This window comes from Spongiibacter marinus (assembly GCF_016906995.1).
Lineage (GTDB): Bacteria > Pseudomonadota > Gammaproteobacteria > Pseudomonadales > Spongiibacteraceae > Spongiibacter > Spongiibacter marinus.
Genome location: NZ_JAFBBD010000006.1, coordinates 95839 through 116777, shown reverse-complemented (window position 1 = coordinate 116777; position 20939 = coordinate 95839). Strand labels below are relative to the sequence as shown.

25 protein-coding genes are annotated in these 20939 nt (G+C 56.0%); 9 read left to right on the top strand and 16 right to left on the bottom strand.

Annotated elements, in window-relative coordinates; genetic code table 11:
• Positions 1 to 4 precede the first annotated feature (4 nt).
• From HNR64_RS10595 to HNR64_RS10525, 15 genes are all read right to left on the bottom strand, one after another.
• Complete coding sequence (locus HNR64_RS10595) at positions 5 to 2503, bottom strand: sialate O-acetylesterase (RefSeq protein WP_204996452.1); 2499 nt, start codon at positions 2501 to 2503, stop codon at positions 5 to 7.
• Between the two features lies 1 nt (position 2504).
• Positions 2505 to 3092 (bottom strand): phage tail protein I, encoded by a 588-nt coding sequence (locus HNR64_RS10590; RefSeq protein WP_204996451.1) that lies wholly within the window; start codon positions 3090 to 3092, stop codon positions 2505 to 2507.
• Entirely contained in the window at positions 3085 to 3987 is a 903-nt protein-coding gene (locus tag HNR64_RS10585) for a baseplate assembly protein (RefSeq protein ID WP_204996450.1), read from the bottom strand. The genes HNR64_RS10590 and HNR64_RS10585 overlap by 8 nt, the downstream gene beginning before the upstream one ends.
• Positions 3987 to 4316, bottom strand: a complete 330-nt coding sequence (locus HNR64_RS10580; RefSeq protein ID WP_022957280.1) for a GPW/gp25 family protein — start codon at positions 4314 to 4316, stop codon at positions 3987 to 3989. The genes HNR64_RS10585 and HNR64_RS10580 overlap by 1 nt, the downstream gene beginning before the upstream one ends.
• Entirely contained in the window at positions 4313 to 4954 is a 642-nt protein-coding gene (locus HNR64_RS10575) for a phage baseplate assembly protein V (protein WP_204996449.1), read from the bottom strand. Before HNR64_RS10575 ends, HNR64_RS10580 begins: the two co-directional genes overlap by 4 nt.
• Positions 4955 to 5049: 95 nt before the next feature.
• Entirely contained in the window at positions 5050 to 5505 is a 456-nt protein-coding gene (locus HNR64_RS10570; RefSeq protein WP_204996448.1) for a phage virion morphogenesis protein, read from the bottom strand.
• The gene (locus HNR64_RS10565) at positions 5505 to 5972 is read right to left on the bottom strand and encodes a phage tail protein (RefSeq protein ID WP_204996447.1); all 468 of its coding nucleotides are present in this window, start codon (positions 5970 to 5972) and stop codon (positions 5505 to 5507) included. Before HNR64_RS10565 ends, HNR64_RS10570 begins: the two co-directional genes overlap by 1 nt.
• Before the next feature lie 8 nt (positions 5973 to 5980).
• Positions 5981 to 6313 (bottom strand): hypothetical protein, encoded by a 333-nt coding sequence (locus HNR64_RS10560; RefSeq protein WP_204996446.1) that lies wholly within the window; start codon positions 6311 to 6313, stop codon positions 5981 to 5983.
• A gap of 53 nt (positions 6314 to 6366) precedes the next feature.
• Positions 6367 to 6864, bottom strand: coding sequence for a hypothetical protein (locus HNR64_RS10555; protein ID WP_204996445.1), 498 nt, complete (start codon positions 6862 to 6864; stop codon positions 6367 to 6369).
• A complete protein-coding gene (locus HNR64_RS10550; RefSeq protein WP_204996444.1) occupies positions 6864 to 7331 on the bottom strand; it encodes a hypothetical protein in 468 nt (155 codons plus the stop codon). Before HNR64_RS10550 ends, HNR64_RS10555 begins: the two co-directional genes overlap by 1 nt.
• Before the next feature lie 2 nt (positions 7332 to 7333).
• Positions 7334 to 7540 (bottom strand): tail protein X, encoded by a 207-nt coding sequence (locus tag HNR64_RS10545; RefSeq protein WP_204996443.1) that lies wholly within the window; start codon positions 7538 to 7540, stop codon positions 7334 to 7336.
• Positions 7540 to 8022: a head completion/stabilization protein gene (locus HNR64_RS10540; RefSeq protein WP_204996442.1), complete on the bottom strand. Its 483-nt coding sequence runs from the start codon at positions 8020 to 8022 to the stop codon at positions 7540 to 7542. Before HNR64_RS10540 ends, HNR64_RS10545 begins: the two co-directional genes overlap by 1 nt.
• Before the next feature lie 106 nt (positions 8023 to 8128).
• Complete coding sequence (gene gpM, locus HNR64_RS10535) at positions 8129 to 8779, bottom strand: phage terminase small subunit (RefSeq protein WP_204996441.1); 651 nt, start codon at positions 8777 to 8779, stop codon at positions 8129 to 8131.
• Positions 8780 to 8833: 54 nt separating this feature from the next.
• Entirely contained in the window at positions 8834 to 9877 is a 1044-nt protein-coding gene (locus HNR64_RS10530) for a phage major capsid protein, P2 family (protein ID WP_204996440.1), read from the bottom strand.
• 60 nt (positions 9878 to 9937) lie between these two features.
• The gene (locus tag HNR64_RS10525) at positions 9938 to 10795 is read right to left on the bottom strand and encodes a GPO family capsid scaffolding protein (RefSeq protein ID WP_204996439.1); all 858 of its coding nucleotides are present in this window, start codon (positions 10793 to 10795) and stop codon (positions 9938 to 9940) included.
• Between the two features lie 158 nt (positions 10796 to 10953).
• Here HNR64_RS10525 and HNR64_RS10520 point away from each other — a divergent pair, with 158 nt between their 5' ends.
• From HNR64_RS10520 to HNR64_RS10510, 3 genes are all read left to right on the top strand, one after another.
• Entirely contained in the window at positions 10954 to 12702 is a 1749-nt protein-coding gene (locus HNR64_RS10520) for a terminase large subunit domain-containing protein (protein ID WP_204996438.1), read from the top strand.
• Positions 12702 to 13709 (top strand): phage portal protein, encoded by a 1008-nt coding sequence (locus HNR64_RS10515; protein WP_204996437.1) that lies wholly within the window; start codon positions 12702 to 12704, stop codon positions 13707 to 13709. Before HNR64_RS10520 ends, HNR64_RS10515 begins: the two co-directional genes overlap by 1 nt.
• Positions 13710 to 15324: 1615 nt before the next feature.
• Positions 15325 to 15810 carry a hypothetical protein gene (locus tag HNR64_RS10510; protein ID WP_204996436.1) on the top strand — a complete coding sequence of 162 codons (486 nt, stop codon included), beginning with the start codon at positions 15325 to 15327 and terminating at the stop codon, positions 15808 to 15810.
• 23 nt (positions 15811 to 15833) lie between these two features.
• Here HNR64_RS10510 and HNR64_RS10505 read toward each other — a convergent pair whose 3' ends face one another.
• Positions 15834 to 16214: a lysozyme inhibitor LprI family protein gene (locus tag HNR64_RS10505; protein ID WP_204996435.1), complete on the bottom strand. Its 381-nt coding sequence runs from the start codon at positions 16212 to 16214 to the stop codon at positions 15834 to 15836.
• Between the two features lie 222 nt (positions 16215 to 16436).
• On the opposite strand from HNR64_RS10505, the gene HNR64_RS10500 reads away from it, so the two are divergent.
• From HNR64_RS10500 to trmA, 6 genes are all read left to right on the top strand, one after another.
• On the top strand, positions 16437 to 16859 hold the full coding sequence (locus tag HNR64_RS10500) for a hypothetical protein (RefSeq protein ID WP_204996434.1): 423 nt from the start codon (positions 16437 to 16439) through the stop codon (positions 16857 to 16859).
• 293 nt (positions 16860 to 17152) lie between these two features.
• Positions 17153 to 17821: a Bax inhibitor-1/YccA family protein gene (locus tag HNR64_RS10495; RefSeq protein ID WP_204996433.1), complete on the top strand. Its 669-nt coding sequence runs from the start codon at positions 17153 to 17155 to the stop codon at positions 17819 to 17821.
• 65 nt (positions 17822 to 17886) lie between these two features.
• Positions 17887 to 18231: a DsrE family protein gene (locus HNR64_RS10490; protein WP_204996432.1), complete on the top strand. Its 345-nt coding sequence runs from the start codon at positions 17887 to 17889 to the stop codon at positions 18229 to 18231.
• Between the two features lie 3 nt (positions 18232 to 18234).
• A complete protein-coding gene (locus tag HNR64_RS10485; RefSeq protein WP_204996431.1) occupies positions 18235 to 18525 on the top strand; it encodes a hypothetical protein in 291 nt (96 codons plus the stop codon).
• 314 nt (positions 18526 to 18839) lie between these two features.
• Positions 18840 to 19823, top strand: coding sequence for a glycosyl transferase family protein (locus HNR64_RS10480; protein ID WP_204996430.1), 984 nt, complete (start codon positions 18840 to 18842; stop codon positions 19821 to 19823).
• An 8-nt stretch (positions 19824 to 19831) separates the two neighbouring features.
• Positions 19832 to 20923, top strand: a complete 1092-nt coding sequence (gene trmA / locus HNR64_RS10475) for a tRNA (uridine(54)-C5)-methyltransferase TrmA (protein WP_204996429.1) — start codon at positions 19832 to 19834, stop codon at positions 20921 to 20923.
• Positions 20924 to 20939 lie beyond the last annotated feature (16 nt).

Below are 20939 nucleotides of genomic sequence, written 5' to 3'. Positions count from 1 at the left end.
GCCCTCAAATAGCTAGATGAAATGCCACACACCAGTTGTGTAGCGGATACGGTTTGTCGACCAATGCCGGGATGTTGGCCCCGGCGTACTGGCCATTACCTGCTGAATACTCGTAGTTTTCCGACGCGATCGTCGGATCGCTGTCACGCAAATTGCCATTGCCGCCGTGGCCCGCCTGCGGCGCATATTGCACAGCAACGGTTGCGCCCTCTGGCACGTCGTTAACCAGCTCTATCTGCACCATCGTGTCATGCAGCAGAGACACCGACAGAATTGATGCAGATACATTATTGACCAGCACCCGAAACCCCTTTGTTGCATAGTTAGTCGCCGACAACACGACATAGGGCGCATCAAAAACAAGCGGCGGCTCAGGCACGTGAAAATCAATGACAATTACGCGACCGTCTCTTGTGAGCCCGTTCGGAGACAGTGGCCGCCAGCCTTGACGCAGGGTGCAGACGCGATGGATGACTTTGCCCAGCTGCATTGCAACCCAGCGATAGCCGTTTGGGTCCAGATGCCCACCTTTGTCGGTGTATGGATACACCGGTGTCGCCAGGTACCAGTTATCCTGCTCCTCTGACAACTCCAGTTGCGCCATCCCGATCGCAAGATTTTGATCATCTTTCGTATAACCCGCACCGGTTTGATAAGTGATAAACGCGGGCGGCCTGGACTGCCCCGCAATACCACTGCACAGATCGTCGATCATGTCATTTCTAAGCGCAACCAAATCTGATTTGTAAGTCGCTTGCGGGGTATCAAATATGTAATCGTACTCACCCTGCATCCAAATAATGGCTGGGATTTGATACGCGGCAGACTCGCTGTCTGCGATAGATTTGACTGCGGTGCATGCATCGACCGTGCGGTTATAGATTTCGGGATCAGCCCCCTTGCTTAGCTCCGCAATTGTCCGGCCCGCCACCCCGCAGTTAGTGACAACAAAACGCCGCTCTCCGTCCTGTGACAATGAGTGATAATCCAAAAACTGGCGGCGGGAGAAATTAATTGCCCCAACATCCGGGGATTCGCCCTCGTTGCCGGCGCCAGGCGTCAGCGCAGCCACGGCAGCATCAGACAATATTGTTGATCCATCATTACTCTGCACGACCGCTTTGAGCGGCTGCAGTGTTGATACGCCAACGGGCGTAAAATCCGCGCTAAATTTGTCGTCCGGTCGCGTCGAATTGCCGAGCATTAGATTGCCCAAATCGCTATAAGCGGTTTTTGATAGCGCAGGCCAACCCTCAAACCCCGTACAGAGAGACTGCCCGTAATACACAAAATGGTTGTATTTTGCGCTGAGCGACGCAGTCGATGCGTTGTACGATCGCGCAACGGCAGCGCTCAGTGCTAAATTACGCGCGTTCCGAGCCTCATAGTTTTCCGCTGGCTGGCTGGGGTCGCTCGGTGGCGCAGAAAATCCGGATGGCGTAAACAGTACAAAGCCAAAACCATCGAGCACTGCAAAATCAACATGGCGCGACGACTCAATGTCAAAATCGAGCCCCGAAAACTTTGGAGCAACTGCGCCAAAAGTTGGTGAAAATTCAAACCCGACGAATCCGAATTTGTCGGCAAATACCACACCCGCACCACCATCATCGGACTCGATATTGTAACTCGGCGACAATATTGACCCGTTCTGTCGCACTAAAAACCCGACGAGACCGGCAAAATCGCTGATCGATAGCAGACTGTCAACATCGTCTCGATCGTTGATCGTGGCGACAATATCGTCGATTAAGTCCTGCGCCGGCAGCGTCTTTTCGAGCACTGCCACCGGGCCGGCATTCACTTTGTATCGATCATAAAACCCGGTAGCGCTAGCACTGGGAATGTAAAACCGCTGACCAACACCCCGGTTCGCGGCCAAAGTCAGCGACACTTCTGCCCCGGCGGTCCCCGCTGCAGTATCAATATCCGCGCTCAACGGTCCAGTGTAGTTCGTGCCTCGCGTAAGAACGTAAGCCTCCGCCAACGCATTCCCCGACACCACAACCAATAGCTGGCCACCGCTCCCTGTGGTGCCCGTAACGGGCACAATGTATTGCCCGTCTGTACCACCAGAGCCCGGCGCTGTGATTACCACCGTTTTTACCCCGTTGCTCAAAGCATCGGCCGTAGAGTCATAAATCTGGTTTGCATCAAGGGCTATTTCTTCTGACCGCTTGGCTGATGCCGCGCTCTCTACCGCTTGGCTGCCCGCCTCGGCCGCCGTTGCTGCTGCCGCCAGAAGCGCTGGCGTATCAACAATACTCACCCGTATCCGATAGTCCCGCAGGCTGCTTTTAAACCGCAGGTCATACACGCCATTAGGGCCTGCAAACTGCACCAATCCATCTTTATCCGCCTGAAAGGGATTGTCGATGGGGTTGCCGTTTTTATCGGTCAGCCCGGTTACCAGGTTGCTGGTGCCCGCTTCGTAGAGGTAAGCCGTGCAGAACCGGATGGGCTTATTTTCAGCGGTGAAGGCGAAGTAGTTTTTAACTTCCATTTCAGGCCTCGGTGACGGGCACAACCAGCTCGTTGATGACAACGATGGGGTCGGCGTATTGATTAACGGTGACTTCATGGCCGCTGTTGCTGACGGTGGCGAACGCAGGCTGGTTGCGGCTGATCACAATGGGGATGATTTCGTTCAGGTGTGAGCGCAGGCTTTTGGCGCTGTTGACCACGGCCAGAATTTTGTCGATATCTTCAAAGCGTATGCCGGTCTGGTCGGTTTCAAAAATCAGGTTGAATGTATAAGGGTCGCCGGGTGGGTCTTGGTTGAACCACTCCTGCACTTTCACCCCAAGGCCAATGGCATTGAGGGCGCGCTTGACGGCGCCAATGCTGCCTTTGCGGCGGTGCACGGCCAGTGAGGCCTTGATAGCGGCGCGCTTTTGGGCGTCGGTCCAGTTGGCATCCCAGGCATCTACCGAGGCGGCGCTGGCCAGCCAGGGCAAGAGCGCATAGGGGCAGGTATCGGGGTTCCAGACTTCCCGCATGACCACCGGCACTTCACCGATCCGGGCGGTGACGGCTTCCAGCGCCAGCTCATAGTCGCTGGCGTTTTTGGGCAGCAGGCTGGTATCAGACACCGGCTTCGCCCTCCACGGTGATATCAAAGGCGGTGCAATACGCGGCCTCGCCGGTGTCGATGGCGACATCGGCGGCGGGCTGGACCAGATCAACTGACTGCACTCCAGGTTGATGCAAGGCGGCATACACGGCGGACAATTTAATGTCGTAGCCCAGCTTATGGATGCTGTCGGCGTAGGCCTGGGCGGCGGCAATGGCGTTGGCCTGCACTACCATGGCATCGGGGCCGGGGTAGATGGTGAGCACGGCCTCGATGGCGTAGGTGGCGATGGTGGCCGACAACACAGTGACGTTATCGGTCATGGGCCGCTTGTCTTCGTCATTCAGCGCCCCTTCTACCGTCTCAATCAAGCCGCTGTCGGCAGTGCCGTCACCCGTGCGGCTGAGCACATACACGGTCACCTCGCCGGGGGTTGGGCTTTCGGCGTCGGCGTCTTTAACACTGGCGTCGGCGTTCAGTGTGAGCGCCACGTAGCTGCCGCGACTGCCGGCCGTGGTCAGAGCTTCGTCAGCCAGTTGCACCCGGCGGCGGAGGTCGGCGTCAGACTCGTAGGTGGGCGGCACAGGGGGGATGGCGTTGGGGTTGCCGGGGTCGAGCACAAAACGGGTGAGTTCTTTGTTGGCGGCGAGCTGGTCCAGATCTGAGCCGGTGGCATAGGCCAGCATAATCGCCCGGGCGCCGTCGTTAACCCGCTGGCGGATGTTCAGCTCACGGGCAGCGGCCACCTCCAGAATTTTATAGGCCGGGTCTGATTCCACATTGGCGTCAAAGTCCGGGTGGCGGGCGCGCATGTCGGCAATCATTTCTGCCAGGATGGTTTCGTAGTCCAGGGGCTGGACCACATTGGGCGGTGGCAACTGCGACAGGTCGATGGCGGAAAATGTGGTGGTCATTACAGCGGCACTCCCGTCAGCACTTGCTGGCCCGATTCATCAATGCCCTCAACGTGCAGCTCAAATTTGCCGGTATCGGCCTGGCCAAAGCGGGTCTTGGTGAGCGTAAAGCGCGGTTCCCACTTGGCAATGGCGTGGGCCGTGGCGGCAAACAGCCGCAGCTTGGTCGCGGGGTTGAGGGGCTGGTCGATCAACAACGGGACCAGGCTGCCGTAGTCCCGCCGCATTACCCGGGAGCCCACCGGGGTGGTGAGAATGTCGGCAATGGATTGGCGCAGGTGCTCTGCCCCGCTCAGCGCTTTGCCGGTTTTTGCGTTTACGCCGTTCATTGCTGCTGGCTCGGCGCTTCGGTGTTCATTACGCCATTGGGGTGAGTGTGGGTGTTGTAAATATCGCGGTCGGCGCCCATTGAGCGGGTGCCGTCGGACACGTCGCCGTCGGCATGGACGCTGCCAGCGGCGGCCATGTCGTCGTCGGTGGTGATAGCGCCGGTGCTGTGGGTGGTGCCGTTAATGGTCACGTTACCGTCGATTTCGGTGTCGCCCACAATGTGCAGGCCGCCGTCGGTAATCAGTTCGGTGGTCGCACCTTCTGGCAGCGTGACGGATAAATGCTGGTTGCCGTGGTGGTAGCTGAACACGGCGCCATCGGGCAGCACACTCACGGTTTCATCAGGGTCAGTGCTGGGGGCAGGCCTGGCGGCGCTGTAAAGCCCGGGCAGCGCCACGGCGTTGCCGGGGTCGCCCGAGGGGCACAGCAGCATGACCTGCTCTCCTACGTCGAGCTGGGACCAGCTCTTTTCATCACCAGCACGGTTTGCCAGCCACTTGATGGGCGGGGTGAGGTTGTTGGCATCACCGCCAATCGCTACCCGGCAAAAGATGCCGTCCACCGAGTGCACAATGCCCAGGGTGATCAAATTGGCGATGCGGCGCTGCAGGTCGCTGATGAGCTCGAGTTCGGTCATGGCTGTGATTGTTGATGATTTATGCGCGCGCGTAGTGGCTGCGGCGGTGTAACGGGCGGGTTTACGGCTTGGCGGGGTATTTTATGGGGTGGCTTTTACCGCCCAGAAAGGTGCTTGCTAACCAGGGTGTCGATGTGGCTCATGTCGGTGTCTGATAGACCCAGCAGCTCCCGCTGGGCGTATTTCACCAGCGGCCCGCCCTGCTCTACCTCGGCAATAAGGCCGTGTTGGTGCACCTCGGCAATGGCCGCCACCCGGCCCCGGAAGCCCACGGCGGCCTCATCGGCGCTGGCCCGGTAGCGCAGGTGCTTGCGGGTGCGGATGCGGGCAAACATGGCACGGCGACGAATGCCGGGCTTCTGCAGACGGCTTTTGCGGGGCTCAAAGGCGGTGCCATCGGGGTTTTGCTGGGCGGCAATGCGCTGGCTTTGGGACTGGCGTAAATACAGGGCGATATCGCGCATAAGCTGGCGGCGGCTGGCCGGTGACAATGGCGCCAGGGTGGCGCTGAGCCAGTCGTTGAGGGTGGCGTCGGTATATTCGGCGGCCACTATTCGCCCTGGGCAATCCAGTCGGCCACGGGGTCAGGATCTGGCGGGATGTAAAGCTCCCACTCCCCCGCACTAAGGGGCACAACATCAATGGGCGCAACGCCGTTATGTACCAGCTGGATACCGCCCTCGACTTCGTTGGCGCCCACCAGCTCCTCGAGCTGGACGATGATTTCTACATCGGTTTTTTTGTGGTCGATGATATCGGCATTAAATCGGATGGCGTTGGCCTGGTGGTTGGCATTGTTGGCCTTTAGCCAGTTGAGCACAATGTAAAACAGCATGTCAGGGGCTTTGCCGTAGTCCACCACAATGATGTTGGCGTCGTAGCGGATGGCAAAATGTTGGTTGGTGTCGCCCTGGTGGCTAACGATTTCGCCGTCTTTAGCAAAGGTGACCAGGTTGTCGGCCTTGATATCAAGCGGACTGGTGAGGATGTGCTTGCGCAGCGCGGCGAGTAATTCCATAGGGTTGCCTAGTTCTTCATGACCGCGACCACGGCCACCACAATGGGTGTTATCGCCAAGATCAGACCGACGATATAACCGGCCGCCCTAATGGCGCCGGATTTCTGATTCTGGTTGGCAATGACCGTATCCAGTTTATGCGCTGTGGCATCGTTAGACGCCTTAGACTCACTCATAAAGCTGGCCACCTGCGCGGCCAGTCCGTCGATTTTTGCATTCATGTTGGTGTTCATGTCAGCAATCCGGGTGTCGTGGCGCACGTCGTTTTTTTCCAGGTCGCTAATGGCTTGCCGGTGTTCATCTAAGCGCTTCCAAACGACGTGCAGTGATTCGTCAGCCATTCTTAATCCTTGACTGTTTCTGGTGGCAATAATTCAACCGCAACGCCGCAGCGTCAGGCCCCGGACTTCAGTAAACGGGTTTTTTCGGCGCTGGAGCGCGTGGTGCCTACCCAATACGTAACGGATGCAGCCCATAAGCCCAGCAGCTGCCCAAACAGCATATAGGCCACATCGCGGTTGGCTGCCGGGATCTCAACGTGGAACAGCAGCCAGCCCGCCACTGCAACCATGGCCGTTAGCGCACCGGTAACAATGGCCGGCATGGGCGAATGCTTGTGAATCTCCCGGGCATGCTCCTGGTTTTTGAGTTCAGCCAATGTGACATTGGCGGCTATCTGCTCAAGTTCGGCGCGATGATCCGACTCAATCTGCTTGAGCTTAACCACCGCTTCAGGGGACGCCATAGCAGCCGCCACAGCATCAGGCTGATTATCCACGCCGAGAGCGCCAGCAACGACAGCGCCAAAAGCACCGCCAGCAGGTCCTCCCAGTACGGTTCCCAGCAGGGGCGCGGCTTTGGCAACACGCTGGCCTACGCTCTTCCAGTCCATCACACCTGCCCCGCTACGTATCGCTGGTAGTTGTCGATAAATTCCTGCGGGTGGCCCTTGCCCTGGTGGGTGTTGTAATGGTCTTTCCAATAATGGGCCTGGCCCTCCAGTGACAGCGGGATGGCCTCTTTTACCCGGCGATAGTGCAAGCGGGCAAAGGCGCAGGCGTAGGCCAAATTGATCAGTAAATAGCGGCTGTGAAATTCGGTTACGCCTGCCAGCTCCAGCACCTTGTTGGCCAATTCCGGCCGGTAACGCAGGTAGTTTTCGACAATATCGTCATGGGTGGCGGGCTCCATTTGCCACAGCCCCAGGGCGGGTCCGCTGCCCAATTGGCGAATAAAATTAAAACCCCCGCTCTCTTGGGCCGCAGTCCCGAGCAGCAGCAGAAACGCCTCGCCGCTGAACATGCCCAGGGCCATGAGTACCGGTTTAACAATATGCTCAGACAGCTGCTTTACGTTCATGGTTAGTCCCACACGTTGAGGGTTTTGGATTTTTCCTGCACGGGCTTATCTGGCAGGTTCACCAGCAGCCCGGCGGGCAGTATGTGGCCGTAGTCGGCCAGCCGTGGGTTGAGCTCAAGCAGCTGCTCGGTAACCCCAGCGGTGCGGCCCAGCTCCCGGTAGCAAATCAGGTCGGCGGTGTCGCCCTGCAAGGTGCGGATCTGGCGCATCAGATCAGCTCCACCACGGTGCCAGGCTGGCCCATAATCGCCCGCACATTGCGGCGAGCCTCGCGTTTGAAGTCGTCAATGGGTTGGCTGAGCTCATCGGCTTTGTTGTGACCGGCGGCGGTGCTGTCAAAGTCGCGCATGTGCTCTACCACCCTGGCTTTGGCCAGGTGGAACACGGCAGACTGGTAGAGCTTTTCCTGATGGTTAACAGCCGCTTCGCCCTCGCCATAGACGGTGTCTTTGGTGGCGGCCAAGGTGGCATTGCCCAGTTCTATTTGCGCGGCAGACCACACGGCCAGGCTGTTATTGACTTCCATGAGGGAGAGCTGCAGCGCCATGCTGATGCGCTCGGTAGACACGGTGGTGTCTACGTCCATGGCATCGCGGAACAGCGTTGGGCTAACCGGTGGAAAAAAGGGGATGTTGGGCAGGTCGGGCTCGTTGCTGGGGGATGCTTGGCCACTGGGGATAAAACTGCCCATTATCTCACCTATGTTGATGTGCCCTTTGCGTTAAGAAGCGCCCGGCTTTCAGCTTTGACCAATTTCAAAACCTCCAGCCGGGTCTTCCGTCGGCGGGGCGACCCTCTTATTGACTGGCAGCGGCTTTAATTTCCCGCTCCAGTTTTTCAATGTCTTTTTTCACGCCAGCGGCGGTATTCAGCTCAAGGGCGCGTTGCAACTCGATCAAGGCAGCGGGTTTGTCTGTCTCCCGCAGCAAGTAGCCGATGGCCTTGTGCAGCTTGGCGCGCACCTGGTCGGGCATGTCTTGCTCTTTGGTCAACTCCTGAACTTGCTGCAGCATGTTCAGCGTGATGCCCTCTGCCCCTTTCAGGCTGTAGTCGGCAAACTCTTCAGCGATCACGGTGCCCATGGTGCGCTGGTGAGCGTCTGGCGTGGGCAGGTTGTGACGCAGGCAGTATTCAGCCAGCTCCAACGCACCGTCGTAATAGCCGGCGTCGATGCACCAGAGCAAAAGCGTGGTGACCACTTCATTTGCGCCACCGGCATCAGCTTCCAGAACCCCAGCAATGTAGGCTGCGTACTCAGGAATAAGCTGCTTTTTAAGCTCGATTTTCTTCTCGATGCTTTGAATGCTTTTGAGCTGACGCTTGTGCTCAGCCAGCAAAACCAACTGCCGCTCGTAGGCGGTGTGGCTTTGGGTGTTGGCTGGGTCGGCGTTCTTCTCGGCCTCGACTTTGGCCGCCATGCGCTGGCGGTGCCGCTCTGCTGGTGTCATGTTCGCCCCGTTTGTTGCTGGTTGGTGGTTTAGCTAATCGACAGCTGCCCACGCTTACGCGTAGGCAGTGCCGTTCCAAAGTTTGATATTCTCGACCGCAGCGAAGGCACCGGTGTCTTCCACCACGTAGTCTTCGTTGATGGACTGGTAGTCTTCCACGCGGTCGCGCTTGGCGTTGTCCACCACGGTGCGGCGGCGGGTGCCTTCTTGCCAGTAGATGGAAAGGTTATCCAGGGTGGTCACCACGATGCTGCGCGCCGGGAAGAAAGGCACCCGTACCGCTGGCAGACCACCAACACGCTTACTGGAAATAATAATGTCGCTGGCAATTTTCTCGGTGGGCACGTTGTTGCCGTCGATCAGCGGGAAATATTTATCCGCCAGCAGTTGGCGACCCATGATCGCCACCAGGCCAGTGTCTTCGGCATGCCATTCGTCCAGCAGGTTTTCGACGACATCGAACACCAGTGAGTCCAGGTTCTGGTAGTCGTAACCGGCGTTGGTGCCGACGTTAACAGCGGAAGAGGCGGCTTCGACCTCGCTCATAATGCGGGCGGCGTCATTGTCGCGCACATACTGAATCCAGCCCTTATTCACGTCTTGCAACAGCGGGTTGGTGCCACGGTTAGAGGTGGCAGCGCGGCTGGTACCGTTCCACCCGATCATCAGGCGGTCGCGGGCGATCTGGCGAAGAATGGCATCGCGGATGCGGGTTTGAAAATCGGGGAATTTTGCCCACATATCCAGCTTGGAATATTTCAGGTGGGTATCAAAGTTGGTTTGCTCGCAACGGTAACCAAACGCGTTCAGCCCGGTGGGGTCAGTGGTGGCGCGATCATTTGAATCCGTATCAGTAGTCCCGGCGATGGTAGAGCTGGTGCCCAAGCCAAGGGTCTCGCCCTCTTGCTCTGTGACCGGCACCACGTTGATGCTTTGCAGGAAGGCAGAGGATTCCTGAATACGGTCTTCCAAGGTTTGGGAAATTGAGGGCTCAACACTGAATTTGGTTCCCCCCTTGATATCTTCAAGCGCAATGGCATTCAGCGTGGCTTGCTGGGCCAAATAGCCGTTGTATTTTTCGCGGGTTTCTTTACGCATGCCAGTTGCTCCTAATCAAAGTCTTTGTGCTATCGGCCTGTTGCTTTCGGGGTTGTTGGGTTAACAATCTGCCAGGACTTCGCCGTCACCACCGGTGGCGGGCGGGCGCTGACTGTGTTGGTGTTCTTTGCCAAGCTGAGTTTTGAGCGTGGTCAGCTCTTCCTGCAGGGCGGTGAATTGGGTTTGCAGTTCGCTGGTGTCGCCACCGGCCTTCACGATATCGGCTAAATCGGCCAGGCTGCTGGACAGCTTGACTACCTCTTCCGCTACCAGGGTGATGGCGTCGTTTTGGGTATCGATGGCAGTGCTGAACTCTTCGCGTGTGTCACGAGACTGCTTTTTGAACATGTCTTTGATCTTGGCAAAGAGCCCGCTTTCGTCGGTTTTTGAGTCCGGCTTACTTTCGGTTTCAAACACAATGTCGACTTCCATCGCTGCGCTGAACAGGTTCTCGGGGCGGGCTTTGCGGCTGGCCAACAGCTTTTCTTCTGCCGGTTTCTCCGCCGAGAATTTCAGGGCCTCAGTGCCCAGACTGGCGGGGCTGTCGGTAATGCCCAGCCCGTACATATAGGCCTGGCCGCTGCCAGCAAAGTCGGGGTCCAACTCGATAGAGGTGTAGATTTTCTGGCGCTTTTCGTTAATCGCAATAAGCTCTTTGGTCGGATCGATGGCGGCGTACAGGGCCATTTTTCCTTTCAACTCGCCCTCTTTGATTTCTTCTGCTTTGACTTCTACCACGTCACCCAAGGCGGGGAATGGACCTTCGGCGAATAGGCCCCGCAAGTGTTCCAGCCAAATACGGGCGCCGTATTTTTCAGGGTTGTAGGTGCTGCCCATGTCCACAATCTGTTCGCGGGTAATGGCGCGGCCATCGGTGGTCTGGCCTTCAACGGCAACTCGGAAAAATTTCGATTTCATGTTCTGCATCCGCTTTGGTGGCTGTTGGGCTGTGAAATCAGCTGTTGAGCGGTAGCGTTGCGGAATTGTTTTGGCACGCCAAGGCGGTGCGGGAGTAAACGAGGGCTTTACACCTTGGCTACATAAGGAGGTGGCAGGTTTGCCCGTAATCTGAGCGCATGAAAACGGCCTCAGATGACAGAACAGAAGCGCGGTTGCTCTATTGGCAGGGCTACCGCATTCCCGAGATTACTCGGCGTTTATCTGTGCCTGGCGCCACCCTGCACAGCTGGAAGCGCCGGGACGATTGGGACAGTGCGCCCGTGGTGCAGCGGGTTGAGCAATCTATCGATGCCCGGCTGTGCCAGCTGCTGAAGAAAGATGAAAAAACGGATCAGGACCTGAAAGAAATTGAGGTGCTGACCAAAAGCCTTGAGCGCACAGCCCGCATTCGTCGCTATGACGATGGCGGCAACGAGGCAGATTTAAACCCAAACGTTCGCAATCGCAACAGGGGAAAGCGACGCAGCAATAAAAAAATCAAGAATGATATCTCGCCGGAAGCACTGGACCGCATTAAAGAGGGGTTCATGGATGAGATATTCGGCTACCAAAAGGAATGGCTGCACAAAAAGACCCTCCACCGCATTCGCAATATTCTTAAGAGCCGACAAATCGGTGCCACTTACTATTTTTCTAATGAGGCTCTGGTAGATGCGGCCACTACCGGCGACAACCAGATTTTTATCTCGGCCTCAAAAGCTCAGGCTCATGTGTTCAGGAATTACGTTGTGCAGGCGGCAAAGAAATGGGCCGATGTTGAGCTGACCGGCGACCCGATTGTGTTGCCCAATGGCGCGGAGCTGATATTCCTTTCGACCAATAGCAACACGGCCCAGAGTTACCACGGCCACTTGTATGTGGATGAGTATTTCTGGATTCAGCGGTTTCAGAATCTGCGCAAAGTGGCCTCGGGCATGGCCGCTCACAAGAAATGGCGCCAGACCTATTTTTCTACGCCATCCAGTGTCAATCACGAGGCCTACCCATTCTGGACCGGCGCACTGTTTAACCGCGGTCGCAAAAAAGAAGACCAAATCCAGTTGGATGTTTCCCACAAAAAGCTGGCGCCCGGCCGCATGTGTGAGGACGGCCAATGGCGGCAGATCGTTACCTTGCTGGATGCCGAGGCCAAAGGCTGCGACCTGTTTGATATTGAGCAGCTGCGGCTGGAGTACAGCCCAGAGGAAATGGAAAACCTCTTTATGTGCCAGTTCGTGGACGACACCTTCTCGGTGTTTTCCTTTACCGAGCTGACCGCCTGCATGGTGGACAGCTGGGTGGCGTGGGATGACTTCAAGCCACTGGCACCCCGCCCGATCGGCAACCGCGACGTGTGGATAGGCTACGACCCGTCGCGCACCAGTGACAACGCCAGTTGCGTAGTGGTGGCGCCCTCGCCGGTACCGGGCGGTAAGCACCGCATTTTGGATAAGCTCAACTGGGTGGGCATGGACTTTGTCGACCAGGCTGAGCGCATCAAGCGGCTGACCGAAATCTATAACGTTACCCATATCGGCATCGATAAAACCGCGATTGGCACCGGTGTGTTTGATATGGTGCGCCGCTTTTTCCCGCGCGCCGTGGGTTACGACTACAACCCTGCCATCAAGGCCCAAATGGTGCTCAAGACCAAGGACATTATTTCCCATGGTCGCCTTGAGTTTGATAACGGCTGGACGGATATGGTGCACGCCATGCTGATGATCAAGCGGACCATGACCGCCGGCGGCGGACAGATGACCTACCAAGCCAGCCGCACCAACGAAAGCGGCCACGCCGATTTGGCTTGGGCGCTAATGCACGCACTCGACAACGCCCCGCTTCATGAGAGCGCGGGCAATAACAGCATATTGGAGTTGTTCTAATGGCCACCGCGAAATCCAAACCCGCCAAAAAGCAAAAAACCGAGGTGTTCACCTTTGGCGATGCCGAGCCAGTGCTGGCCGCACGGGATATCTTGGGCTACACCGAATCGTGGTTTAGCGGCAAATGGTATGAGCCGCCGGTATCAGTCAACGGCCTGGCCAAAACCTACCGGGCCAACCCTCACCACTCCAGTGCTATCCAGGTGAAAAAAAATGTGTTGGTGAAAACCTTCCGCCCTCACCCGCTGCTGAGTCGTCAGGAGTTTGAAAAGTTCGTCCTCGATGACCTGGTGTTCGGCAATGCCTACTTGGAGCGTGAAACCAGCCGCTTGGGCACGCCAATTCGACTGCGACATAGTTTGAGTAAGTACACCCGTCGTGGCAAAGACGACACCTACTGGTTTATCCATGACGCTGGCAACCCGCACGAGTTTTTGGCGGGATCGGTATTCCACCTACTGCAGCCGGATATCAACCAGGAGATTTACGGCGTGCCGGAATACATGTCCAGCCTGCAGAGCGCCTGGCTGAACGAAAGCGCCACTATCTTCCGCCGCCGGTATTACGACAACGGCAGCCACGCAGGCTTCATTCTCTACATGACCGACGCGAGCCAGAATGGCGAGGATGTGGACGCGATCCGCAAAGCGATGAAGGAAAGCAAAGGCCCCGGCAACTTCAAGAACCTGTTCATGTACGCGCCCAACGGCAAAAAAGACGGCATGCAGATCATCCCCATCAGCGAAGTCAGCGCCAAGGATGAGTTCTTCAACATCAAAAACGTCACCCGCGACGACCTGATGGCTGGCCACCGCGTACCACCTCAGCTCATGGGTGTAATTCCCACCAACACCAGCGGCCTGAGCGACCCCGCTGTTGCCGCCAGAGTGTTCGCCGCTAATGAAATAGAGCCCTCGCAGGAACGCTACCGACAGCTAAATGACTGGCTCGGTGAAGAGGTGATCACCTTCAACCCCTACACCATAGAAGGCATCAGCCAAGTCTGAGTCGCCAGCATCAGATAGCTCCACCCCACCACCCAGTTGCCGCGCCTAGCGCGGCTTTTTTTTGCCCCCGCGTCGCACGTAGCGCTTCCACGTTTTCCTTCACAACAAGCCTGCATCTCTGCGAGGCGGCGCCTATACCAAAAGGCTTTAAAATTATACCACAAATACGCGAAAATAATTTTCCAACACATTGTTTTTTATGATTTTTTTCACTGCTCGCACCCTTGATCACTGGGCCTACTCACCTATCAACAGCAATCACCCTGCGCAGCTCAGCCCGCCTGTCTATAGACAGCGGCCACCCACCCCACCCAGCGGCTGATCCCCCGAGCTCACCCGACGATCGGCGCGGAAATTCTTCGCAGCATCCCGACGACCCTGCCCCGGGGGCCACCCCCAGGGGGGCATGCCACCCGGCGCGCGCAGTTCGCCCCCCGCCGCGCCTTCGCGCTTTATGTCCTAGTTTTTTTGCAGATGCATAAGTAGGCGGGAACTAGCTGCCGCGCAGCTTTGCGGAAATTTCGTAACTCACTGATTTATTGCAGATTTATCTAGCTATGCAGAAATCCATAACAGCAGGCAGCCTCTGAGGAGCAGGGGGGGTGTCGGAAAAGTGTAACTTCTATGAATACCCCCCGCAATCATGCGTAACCCATTGTTTTAAAAGGGTTTTAAAATTACAAAAGGGTGTAATTTATCGTAACTCAAAACGTAATTAATTTATAACTTATTGATTTTTATAGATATTATTTATTGGAAATATTACTACAAATACTGTAACTAAATTACGTTTTTTAACACAATAATTACATTCATTAAGTCAAGTTTTCCATTTAAAAACAACGAGATAAAGCGGCCTCGCGCTCAAATTACAGAAATTACGCTTTTCCGAACCCCCCACACATTCTGAGCGAACCCCTTACGCAGGGAGGCTTTTGCTCCCACGCTGAATACTGTCACCAGCATGCTGGGACCGCTCCGGGACTAAACCGGCACCTTGAATCTGCTATTTGCAGTCGTAACCCATTGATTTATATAGAGCAGGCCGCATCGCGACAGGGTTCGAATCCCTGCCCCTCCGCCATTTCTTTCTCAGTATTCACCGCCCTCTTCTGCTCCCGTACCTGCACTGAAAGCCCGACCTGGAATGTCATCCCAGCGCAACTGGGTGCTTTTCATTTTCACTTAGCTCGGCACTAACACCCTCTGCGGATATACTTTATTCGCTCATTGAGCGATTAAAGCGCGCCATCGACGCGAAAATCACATTGGGCAAGTAGACTGATCAAAACTGGCCGCATTAGGGCCTGTTAACACTAATTAAGTTACGCCTGTTGCGGCTAAAAATTCACCAATCAAGGAGTGAGAAGAGAAGTTTGCTTATTCCAAATAAGCAACGAATGGCGATGAGTGGTGGATTTTTAGCTACAACCCGGAGGGCTGGAGCCATTTTTTCCCCCAGCGTTGTTGTCGGTCGCTTGTTTGGGCCCACCAAACTTCACTTCCTCCGCCGAGCTGGAGGCAAAAATGACTTCCAGCAGGTGCATCTTAATTAGTGTTAACAGGCCCTAGGAAACACGGTGCAAGAACGTTCAACGTTGAGGCAGCTGGAACTATGACAATCGCCCTATCGCTTGCTCAGTCGCGTTGGATCGCACTCAGCGTCACATCATTCGGTTTTGCACTTTTCTCCTCCCTCTGTTTGGGGTTTTCGCTACCACCAGATAGCGAGCCGTCGCACAGCGTCAATGTCACGCCAAACTTCACGACACCGCCTGTGAAGCTACCTCTGGCGCACGGCAAGGCCGTGTCTTTTGGCATAAAAGACTGCAAGGTATGCCGGCTGACAGACGCCGAGGGCGCAGCACCGCACTGGACTCTGCTATTCAAACCCGCCCCGTATTTTTTGCCGCAACAATGCGTGAGAGAACAACTCGCGTTTGACGGCAAGTACATTCAAATTGAAATCGGCACGCAGGCCTTGGGTGCAGGAGGCTGCTGCACCACTTACGCGGCCTACCGCAGTCAGGATGGGGAAAACTGGCAGGTTCGACGCGCTACATCGACGGAGAAATGGCAGGTACTCGACACGCCAAAATAAGGCTGCCCGACATCACCCTATTATCACTGTACTTCGTAGAGCTCCTGCAGCTGGCGCACCCGCGCGTTAGTGAGGTCTGTCAGGCAACTAAGTTCGTCCACGTGCCGGGAGCTACCCCCACTCATTAACCGAAAGACCGCTGCACAATGTTGGTCCCGATAATTCTGCCAGGCAGCTTGGCCCTGAATTAGGCTGTGCTTGATCTCATCTCGTTCGACTAAAAAATCCTCAAAGCCATTATCGTCAATTTTCGCCTGAATCAACGTCAGGGTACCGGCTAGACTCGACTCCGCATCATCAAACGCCGCCTGGGACACACAATACTCTTTCGGGAAATCACAAATAGGCTCGGCATAACACGCCATTCCTAGCATCAATACGACCGCGATTACACAATATTTCATCCACCAACCTCTCCCCTTTACGCAGCCCAGACCGAGCGACTTCCGGCCAACCGCCTTTTCGACTATTCGGGCGGCCTCTCGCGACAGACGACCGACAGCGACGCGAGCAATGTTTGACGCTACCATAGCAAACGAATGTAGTGTCGAGCATCACTGCCATTGCCGGCGATTAGGCAGAGCAGTTAACGCTGGGCCTCGACACGCTAACGAAGGGAATCAACGATGATTTCGAGTGAAGGACAAAGGCCCGTCGGCCTGACGGCATCATACCTTCATCAACTCTTCCCTGCGGCCATGGCTACGGCGGTGTTCGCGGCGTTTGCCCATGCGGGTCTCGTAGCCATCGCCGCACGATCGATCGGGCTGGAGCTGCTCTATATAGCCGGGCTCAGTTTTGTGGTTGCACTAGTCCCGGCCTTGGCTGGCGGGGCCATTTTACTGCTGATTTGCGGCATATTCGCCCTGCGGCTACCGGCATCGCTATTATTGTTTTTTGTCGTCATTCAAGCCGTGGCCATCGAGCTAGAAATGTTATTTTTTGAAGGCGGGTTTAACGACATTTCCTGGCAGTATGGGCTTATCACCGCTCCCGCCTCAATAGTCGCTTGGTACCGCTCGGTCTACTACGCTCACAAAAACACATGAAAAGTGGCTTTTACCAACAGCCCAGCACCAATGGCCTGATATTTATACCCTCGCGGCAGCGGGCTAGCTGGAGAATAAAAACATTCAGTAATATCCTATTCCACGACGTTTAAACAGGCTTTTCAATGGCTTACCAAGCCAATAAGCCAGTCCCGCCGTAGACGTTGCACGGATTTCCTCCCTCCTCGCCTCGAATCACTATCAAGTACAAAAATAGCTGCGTTTCGAGTTTCCAAAGTCGTGTCTAGTGCGTATCATTTGATGAGATGATGCTTTTAACAACGGAGTTAATCATGCAAGAAAAAGCGGTTTTTCAGTCCACTACCACGGCCCCCGCCGTTGAGGTTAGTAAGGTTCTGCGCAACACCTATATGTTGCTGGGGCTAACCCTGCTCAATAGTGCGCTGTTTTCCGGTTTGGCAATGGCTATGGAACTTGGGCGCGGTGCAGCCCTGGGCCTGTCACTTGGCGGTCTGGTAATGCTGTTTGTTGTCAATGCCACAGCAAACTCCGGCAAGGGCTTGATTGCAACCTTTGTGTTTACTGCGCTTATGGGTGCGGCACTGGGCCCTATGCTCAGCGCCTATCTGTCACTTCCCAATGGCCCTGAGCTGGTAATGCAAGCCCTAGGCGGCACAGCGCTGGTGTTTTTCGGCCTGTCAGCCTATGCACTGACCACCCGCAAGGACTTCTCCTTCCTTGGCGGATTCCTGATGGTCGGCCTGCTTGTTATTGTCGTGGCGAGTATAGCCAACATCTTCTTTCAGGTGCCGGCGGCGTCTTTGGCGATATCGGCAGCAGCCGTCTTCATTATGTCTGGCCTGATCCTGTTTGATACCAGCCGTATTATCCACGGCGGTGAAACAAACTATATCCGCGCCACCGTTGCGTTGTACCTGGATATCTACAACCTATTCGTACACCTGCTGCACCTACTGGGTGTATTCAGCGGCGACGATTAAGCCCCGTTTCGGCCCCACTTTCAGGTGGGGCCTTATCTCTATTCAGTAACTGACCATTCTTTACTATGCGCTTTGCCATTATGCTCAACGGTGTCAACGCAAAGGGCAATACCCCACACGCTATTGGCTTCTGCGAAGCGCTGCTTGCCGCGGGGCATGAGTTAGGCTGTATTTTTTTCAGTGGCGAGAGTGTTGCACTGGCAATCTCCGACCCTGACTCGGCCTCAGAACTAGAACAGTGGCAAGCCATCGCTGAGCGATCAGGTACCGAGCTCAGCCTTTGCAGCAATAGCGCGAGCGCACGAGGATTGACGCCCGAGAAGCTGCCCGAACACTGTGCGATAGCCGGGCTGGCCTACTGGCTCGAGCAAGACAACCGAGCACAACGCAGTCTGCGATTTTCGGGGTAGACCATGCTGCTGCTAGTGAGCCAAAACCACGCACTTCAACACGCCTGCGACTTGGCACTCACCGCCCTCGTGTTTGGCCAAGACGTTCAGTTTGTGTTGTGGCCTGATGCTTTCGCTTCGCTCTGCGCAAATCCGCTGCTTTGCTCGCAACTCGAGGAATTCGGCCTCACCCGCATCTACACCACAGGCGCCACGACCACCGCAACTCACGCGACTGGCATTGAGGTAACCGCACTGAGCGATTCGGCGCTGCAAACCCTTATTGCCAGTGAAGAAAAGGCACTCAGCTTTTGACCACGCTACACCTATTACAGGCTAACGACAGCCTGGAACGCGCCCTACCCTGCATTGCCTGCGGTGATGTCGTGGTTTACCTGAATACTCTCGCGGCGCAACATGCGCAATCTATCGGGCTTGAACGCGCGCAAGAACATTATCAACTCGGCGATCAAGGCCACCCAGAGGCGGTAAGCATCAACTATTCACAACTCGTTACACTGTGCACCCGGTACAGACACTGCCTCAGCTGGTAAAATTCCCCCTCTGTGCAACCATCATCTGGGCGGCTCCCACACCATGAGCGCACGCCCTGGAAACAAAGGCCTGTTATGACTGAACACCCCTTCGCACAATATGTGCGAATTCTTGGGAAGGGTAAATCCGGCTCCCGCTCGTTGACGCTGGAAGAAGCGCGTAGCGCCATGACCATGCTTCTGAATGGTGAGGTGGAAGACGTCCAGCTCGGCGCGTTTTTGATGCTGCTGCGAGTGAAAGAAGAAAGCCCAGAGGAACTTGCAGGTTTCGTCCACGCGGTGCGCGACAGTCTATCTTTGCCGGGACTTTCCGTGGACCTGGACTGGGCAAGTTATGCCGGCAAACGGCGCCAGCAAGCCTGGTATCTGTTGGCGGCGCTGGCGCTGGCCGATAGCGGCGTTCGCACGGTGATGCACGGTGCAGCTGGCCACACAGCAGGCCGCGCCTACAGCGAACAACTTTTGCGGGAACTTGGCGAGCCTGTGGTAGAAGACCTCTCAGAATGTGCGACGGCACTTGAACAAGGTAATTTCTGCTACCTGCCGTTGCGTTTATTCTGCCCGGGCCTGCAACGGATGATGGAGATGCGCCAGTTGTTTGGACTGCGCTCCCCGGTTCATAGCCTCGCCAGGCTAATCAACCCCTTCGCCGCGCCCCACTCTCTGCAAAGTATTTTCCACCCCGCCTATAGCGACAGTCACCAACAGGCCGCTGCGCTGCTTCAGCAACCCCATGCTGCAGTATTTAAAGGCGAGGCCGGCGAGGCCGAGCGCAAGCCGGAGGCTATCTGCAAGGTGAAAACGGTACACAACGGCGTACTGGGCGAACAAGAGTGGCCAAAACTGCTCGACGGCCGCCAAACCTGGCAAACCGAGCTCAGCAGCCTGTGCCTTCGCGAGGCGTGGTGTGACGACAACATCAGTGAATACGGCAAGTACGCCGTATTAGGCAGCATTGCCATTGCCGTGCAACTTCGCACTCCCCAACTTGACATCGATGCAGCCTACGCAAAAGCCACCGAGATCTGGTCTGCGCGCAATCGTAGCCGTTTAGGATAACCACCAATATGACCAGCCAGTTCATTCAGCCCGAGCAATACCAACACTTATTAGACGAAAAAGTAAGTGCTTGTCGCAGCCTGTTTGGCGATCTCGGCCTGCCCTCTCCTCAGGTTTTTCCGTCTTCCCCCAAGCACTATCGTATGCGTGCTGAATTTCGTGTGTGGCATGACAATGATGACCTGTTCTATGCCATGTTCGACCCTAACGACCCCAAAGTACCGCTGCGTGTCGACGACTTCCCCGTAGCCAGCGAGGCGATCTGTAAGCTGATGCCCGTGCTGCGCTCCGAACTCATAAACGCACCCGTGCTGCGCCACCGCCTGTTTCAGATCGAATTTCTAAGCACCCTCAGCGGCGACATGCTAGTCAGCCTAATTTACCACCGACCGCTTGACGACGCCTGGCAGACGGCCGCCACGGCCTTAACGGAGCAACTTGGCATCAGCATTATCGGCCGCAGCCGAAAACAGAAGTGTGTTATCGGCCAAGACTATGTGGAAGAGACCCTCCCAATCGGCAACAGCCAATACCACTATCGCCAATACGAGGGCGGCTTTACGCAACCTAATGCTCAGGTAAACTGCAAAATGATCGAGTGGGCCATCGCACATGCCGAAGGCGACGAAAAGCGCGATCTGTTGGAGCTTTACTGCGGCAACGGTAACTTCACTGCCCCGCTTTCACGCAGCTTTCGCAAAGTTTTGGCCACAGAAATATCCAAAACCTCAGTAAAAGCCGCTAGGGAAAACTTCGCTCACAACGGCCTGGATAATATCGATATTCTGCGCATGTCGAGTGAGGAATTTACCAGCGCACTCAATGGTGAACGGCAGTTTCGGCGAATGGAAGGAAAAGACCTCGCTGACTACGATATTGGCTGCGTACTTGTCGACCCTCCCAGAGCGGGGCTCGACGCCGGTACGCGCGAGCTCATTGCCCGCTTTGAGCGCATCATCTACATTTCATGCAATCCGCAGACATTGCGCAGAGACCTAGAGCAATTACGCGGCACACATCACACAATCGCCTTCGCGCTGTTTGACCAGTTCCCCTACACTGACCACATGGAATGCGGCGTGATTCTGCAAAGACAGTAAAGCCGCCAATAATAGC

Bases quoted from the DNA above. Each gene is read 5' to 3' on its own strand.
- HNR64_RS10485 (WP_204996431.1), top strand. From the start codon at position 18,235: ATGCTGCTGCTAGTGAGCCAAAACCACGCACTTCAACACGCCTGCGAC.
- HNR64_RS10555 (WP_204996445.1), bottom strand. From the start codon at position 6,864: ATGGACTGGAAGAGCGTAGGCCAGCGTGTTGCCAAAGCCGCGCCCCTG.
- HNR64_RS10515 (WP_204996437.1), top strand. From the start codon at position 12,702: ATGGCCACCGCGAAATCCAAACCCGCCAAAAAGCAAAAAACCGAGGTG.
- trmA (WP_204996429.1), top strand. From the start codon at position 19,832: ATGACCAGCCAGTTCATTCAGCCCGAGCAATACCAACACTTATTAGAC.
- gpM (WP_204996441.1), bottom strand. From the start codon at position 8,779: ATGACACCAGCAGAGCGGCACCGCCAGCGCATGGCGGCCAAAGTCGAG.
- HNR64_RS10540 (WP_204996442.1), bottom strand. From the start codon at position 8,022: ATGGGCAGTTTTATCCCCAGTGGCCAAGCATCCCCCAGCAACGAGCCC.
- HNR64_RS10500 (WP_204996434.1), top strand. From the start codon at position 16,437: ATGATTTCGAGTGAAGGACAAAGGCCCGTCGGCCTGACGGCATCATAC.
- HNR64_RS10495 (WP_204996433.1), top strand. From the start codon at position 17,153: ATGCAAGAAAAAGCGGTTTTTCAGTCCACTACCACGGCCCCCGCCGTT.
- HNR64_RS10560 (WP_204996446.1), bottom strand. From the start codon at position 6,313: ATGGCTGACGAATCACTGCACGTCGTTTGGAAGCGCTTAGATGAACAC.
- HNR64_RS10510 (WP_204996436.1), top strand. From the start codon at position 15,325: ATGACAATCGCCCTATCGCTTGCTCAGTCGCGTTGGATCGCACTCAGC.
- HNR64_RS10530 (WP_204996440.1), bottom strand. From the start codon at position 9,877: ATGCGTAAAGAAACCCGCGAAAAATACAACGGCTATTTGGCCCAGCAA.
- HNR64_RS10580 (WP_022957280.1), bottom strand. From the start codon at position 4,316: ATGAACGGCGTAAACGCAAAAACCGGCAAAGCGCTGAGCGGGGCAGAG.
- HNR64_RS10575 (WP_204996449.1), bottom strand. From the start codon at position 4,954: ATGACCGAACTCGAGCTCATCAGCGACCTGCAGCGCCGCATCGCCAAT.
- HNR64_RS10505 (WP_204996435.1), bottom strand. From the start codon at position 16,214: ATGAAATATTGTGTAATCGCGGTCGTATTGATGCTAGGAATGGCGTGT.
- HNR64_RS10520 (WP_204996438.1), top strand. From the start codon at position 10,954: ATGAAAACGGCCTCAGATGACAGAACAGAAGCGCGGTTGCTCTATTGG.
- HNR64_RS10480 (WP_204996430.1), top strand. From the start codon at position 18,840: ATGACTGAACACCCCTTCGCACAATATGTGCGAATTCTTGGGAAGGGT.
- HNR64_RS10565 (WP_204996447.1), bottom strand. From the start codon at position 5,972: ATGGAATTACTCGCCGCGCTGCGCAAGCACATCCTCACCAGTCCGCTT.
- HNR64_RS10545 (WP_204996443.1), bottom strand. From the start codon at position 7,540: ATGCGCCAGATCCGCACCTTGCAGGGCGACACCGCCGACCTGATTTGC.
- HNR64_RS10585 (WP_204996450.1), bottom strand. From the start codon at position 3,987: ATGACCACCACATTTTCCGCCATCGACCTGTCGCAGTTGCCACCGCCC.
- HNR64_RS10595 (WP_204996452.1), bottom strand. From the start codon at position 2,503: ATGGAAGTTAAAAACTACTTCGCCTTCACCGCTGAAAATAAGCCCATC.
- HNR64_RS10490 (WP_204996432.1), top strand. From the start codon at position 17,887: ATGCGCTTTGCCATTATGCTCAACGGTGTCAACGCAAAGGGCAATACC.
- HNR64_RS10550 (WP_204996444.1), bottom strand. From the start codon at position 7,331: ATGAACGTAAAGCAGCTGTCTGAGCATATTGTTAAACCGGTACTCATG.
- HNR64_RS10525 (WP_204996439.1), bottom strand. From the start codon at position 10,795: ATGAAATCGAAATTTTTCCGAGTTGCCGTTGAAGGCCAGACCACCGAT.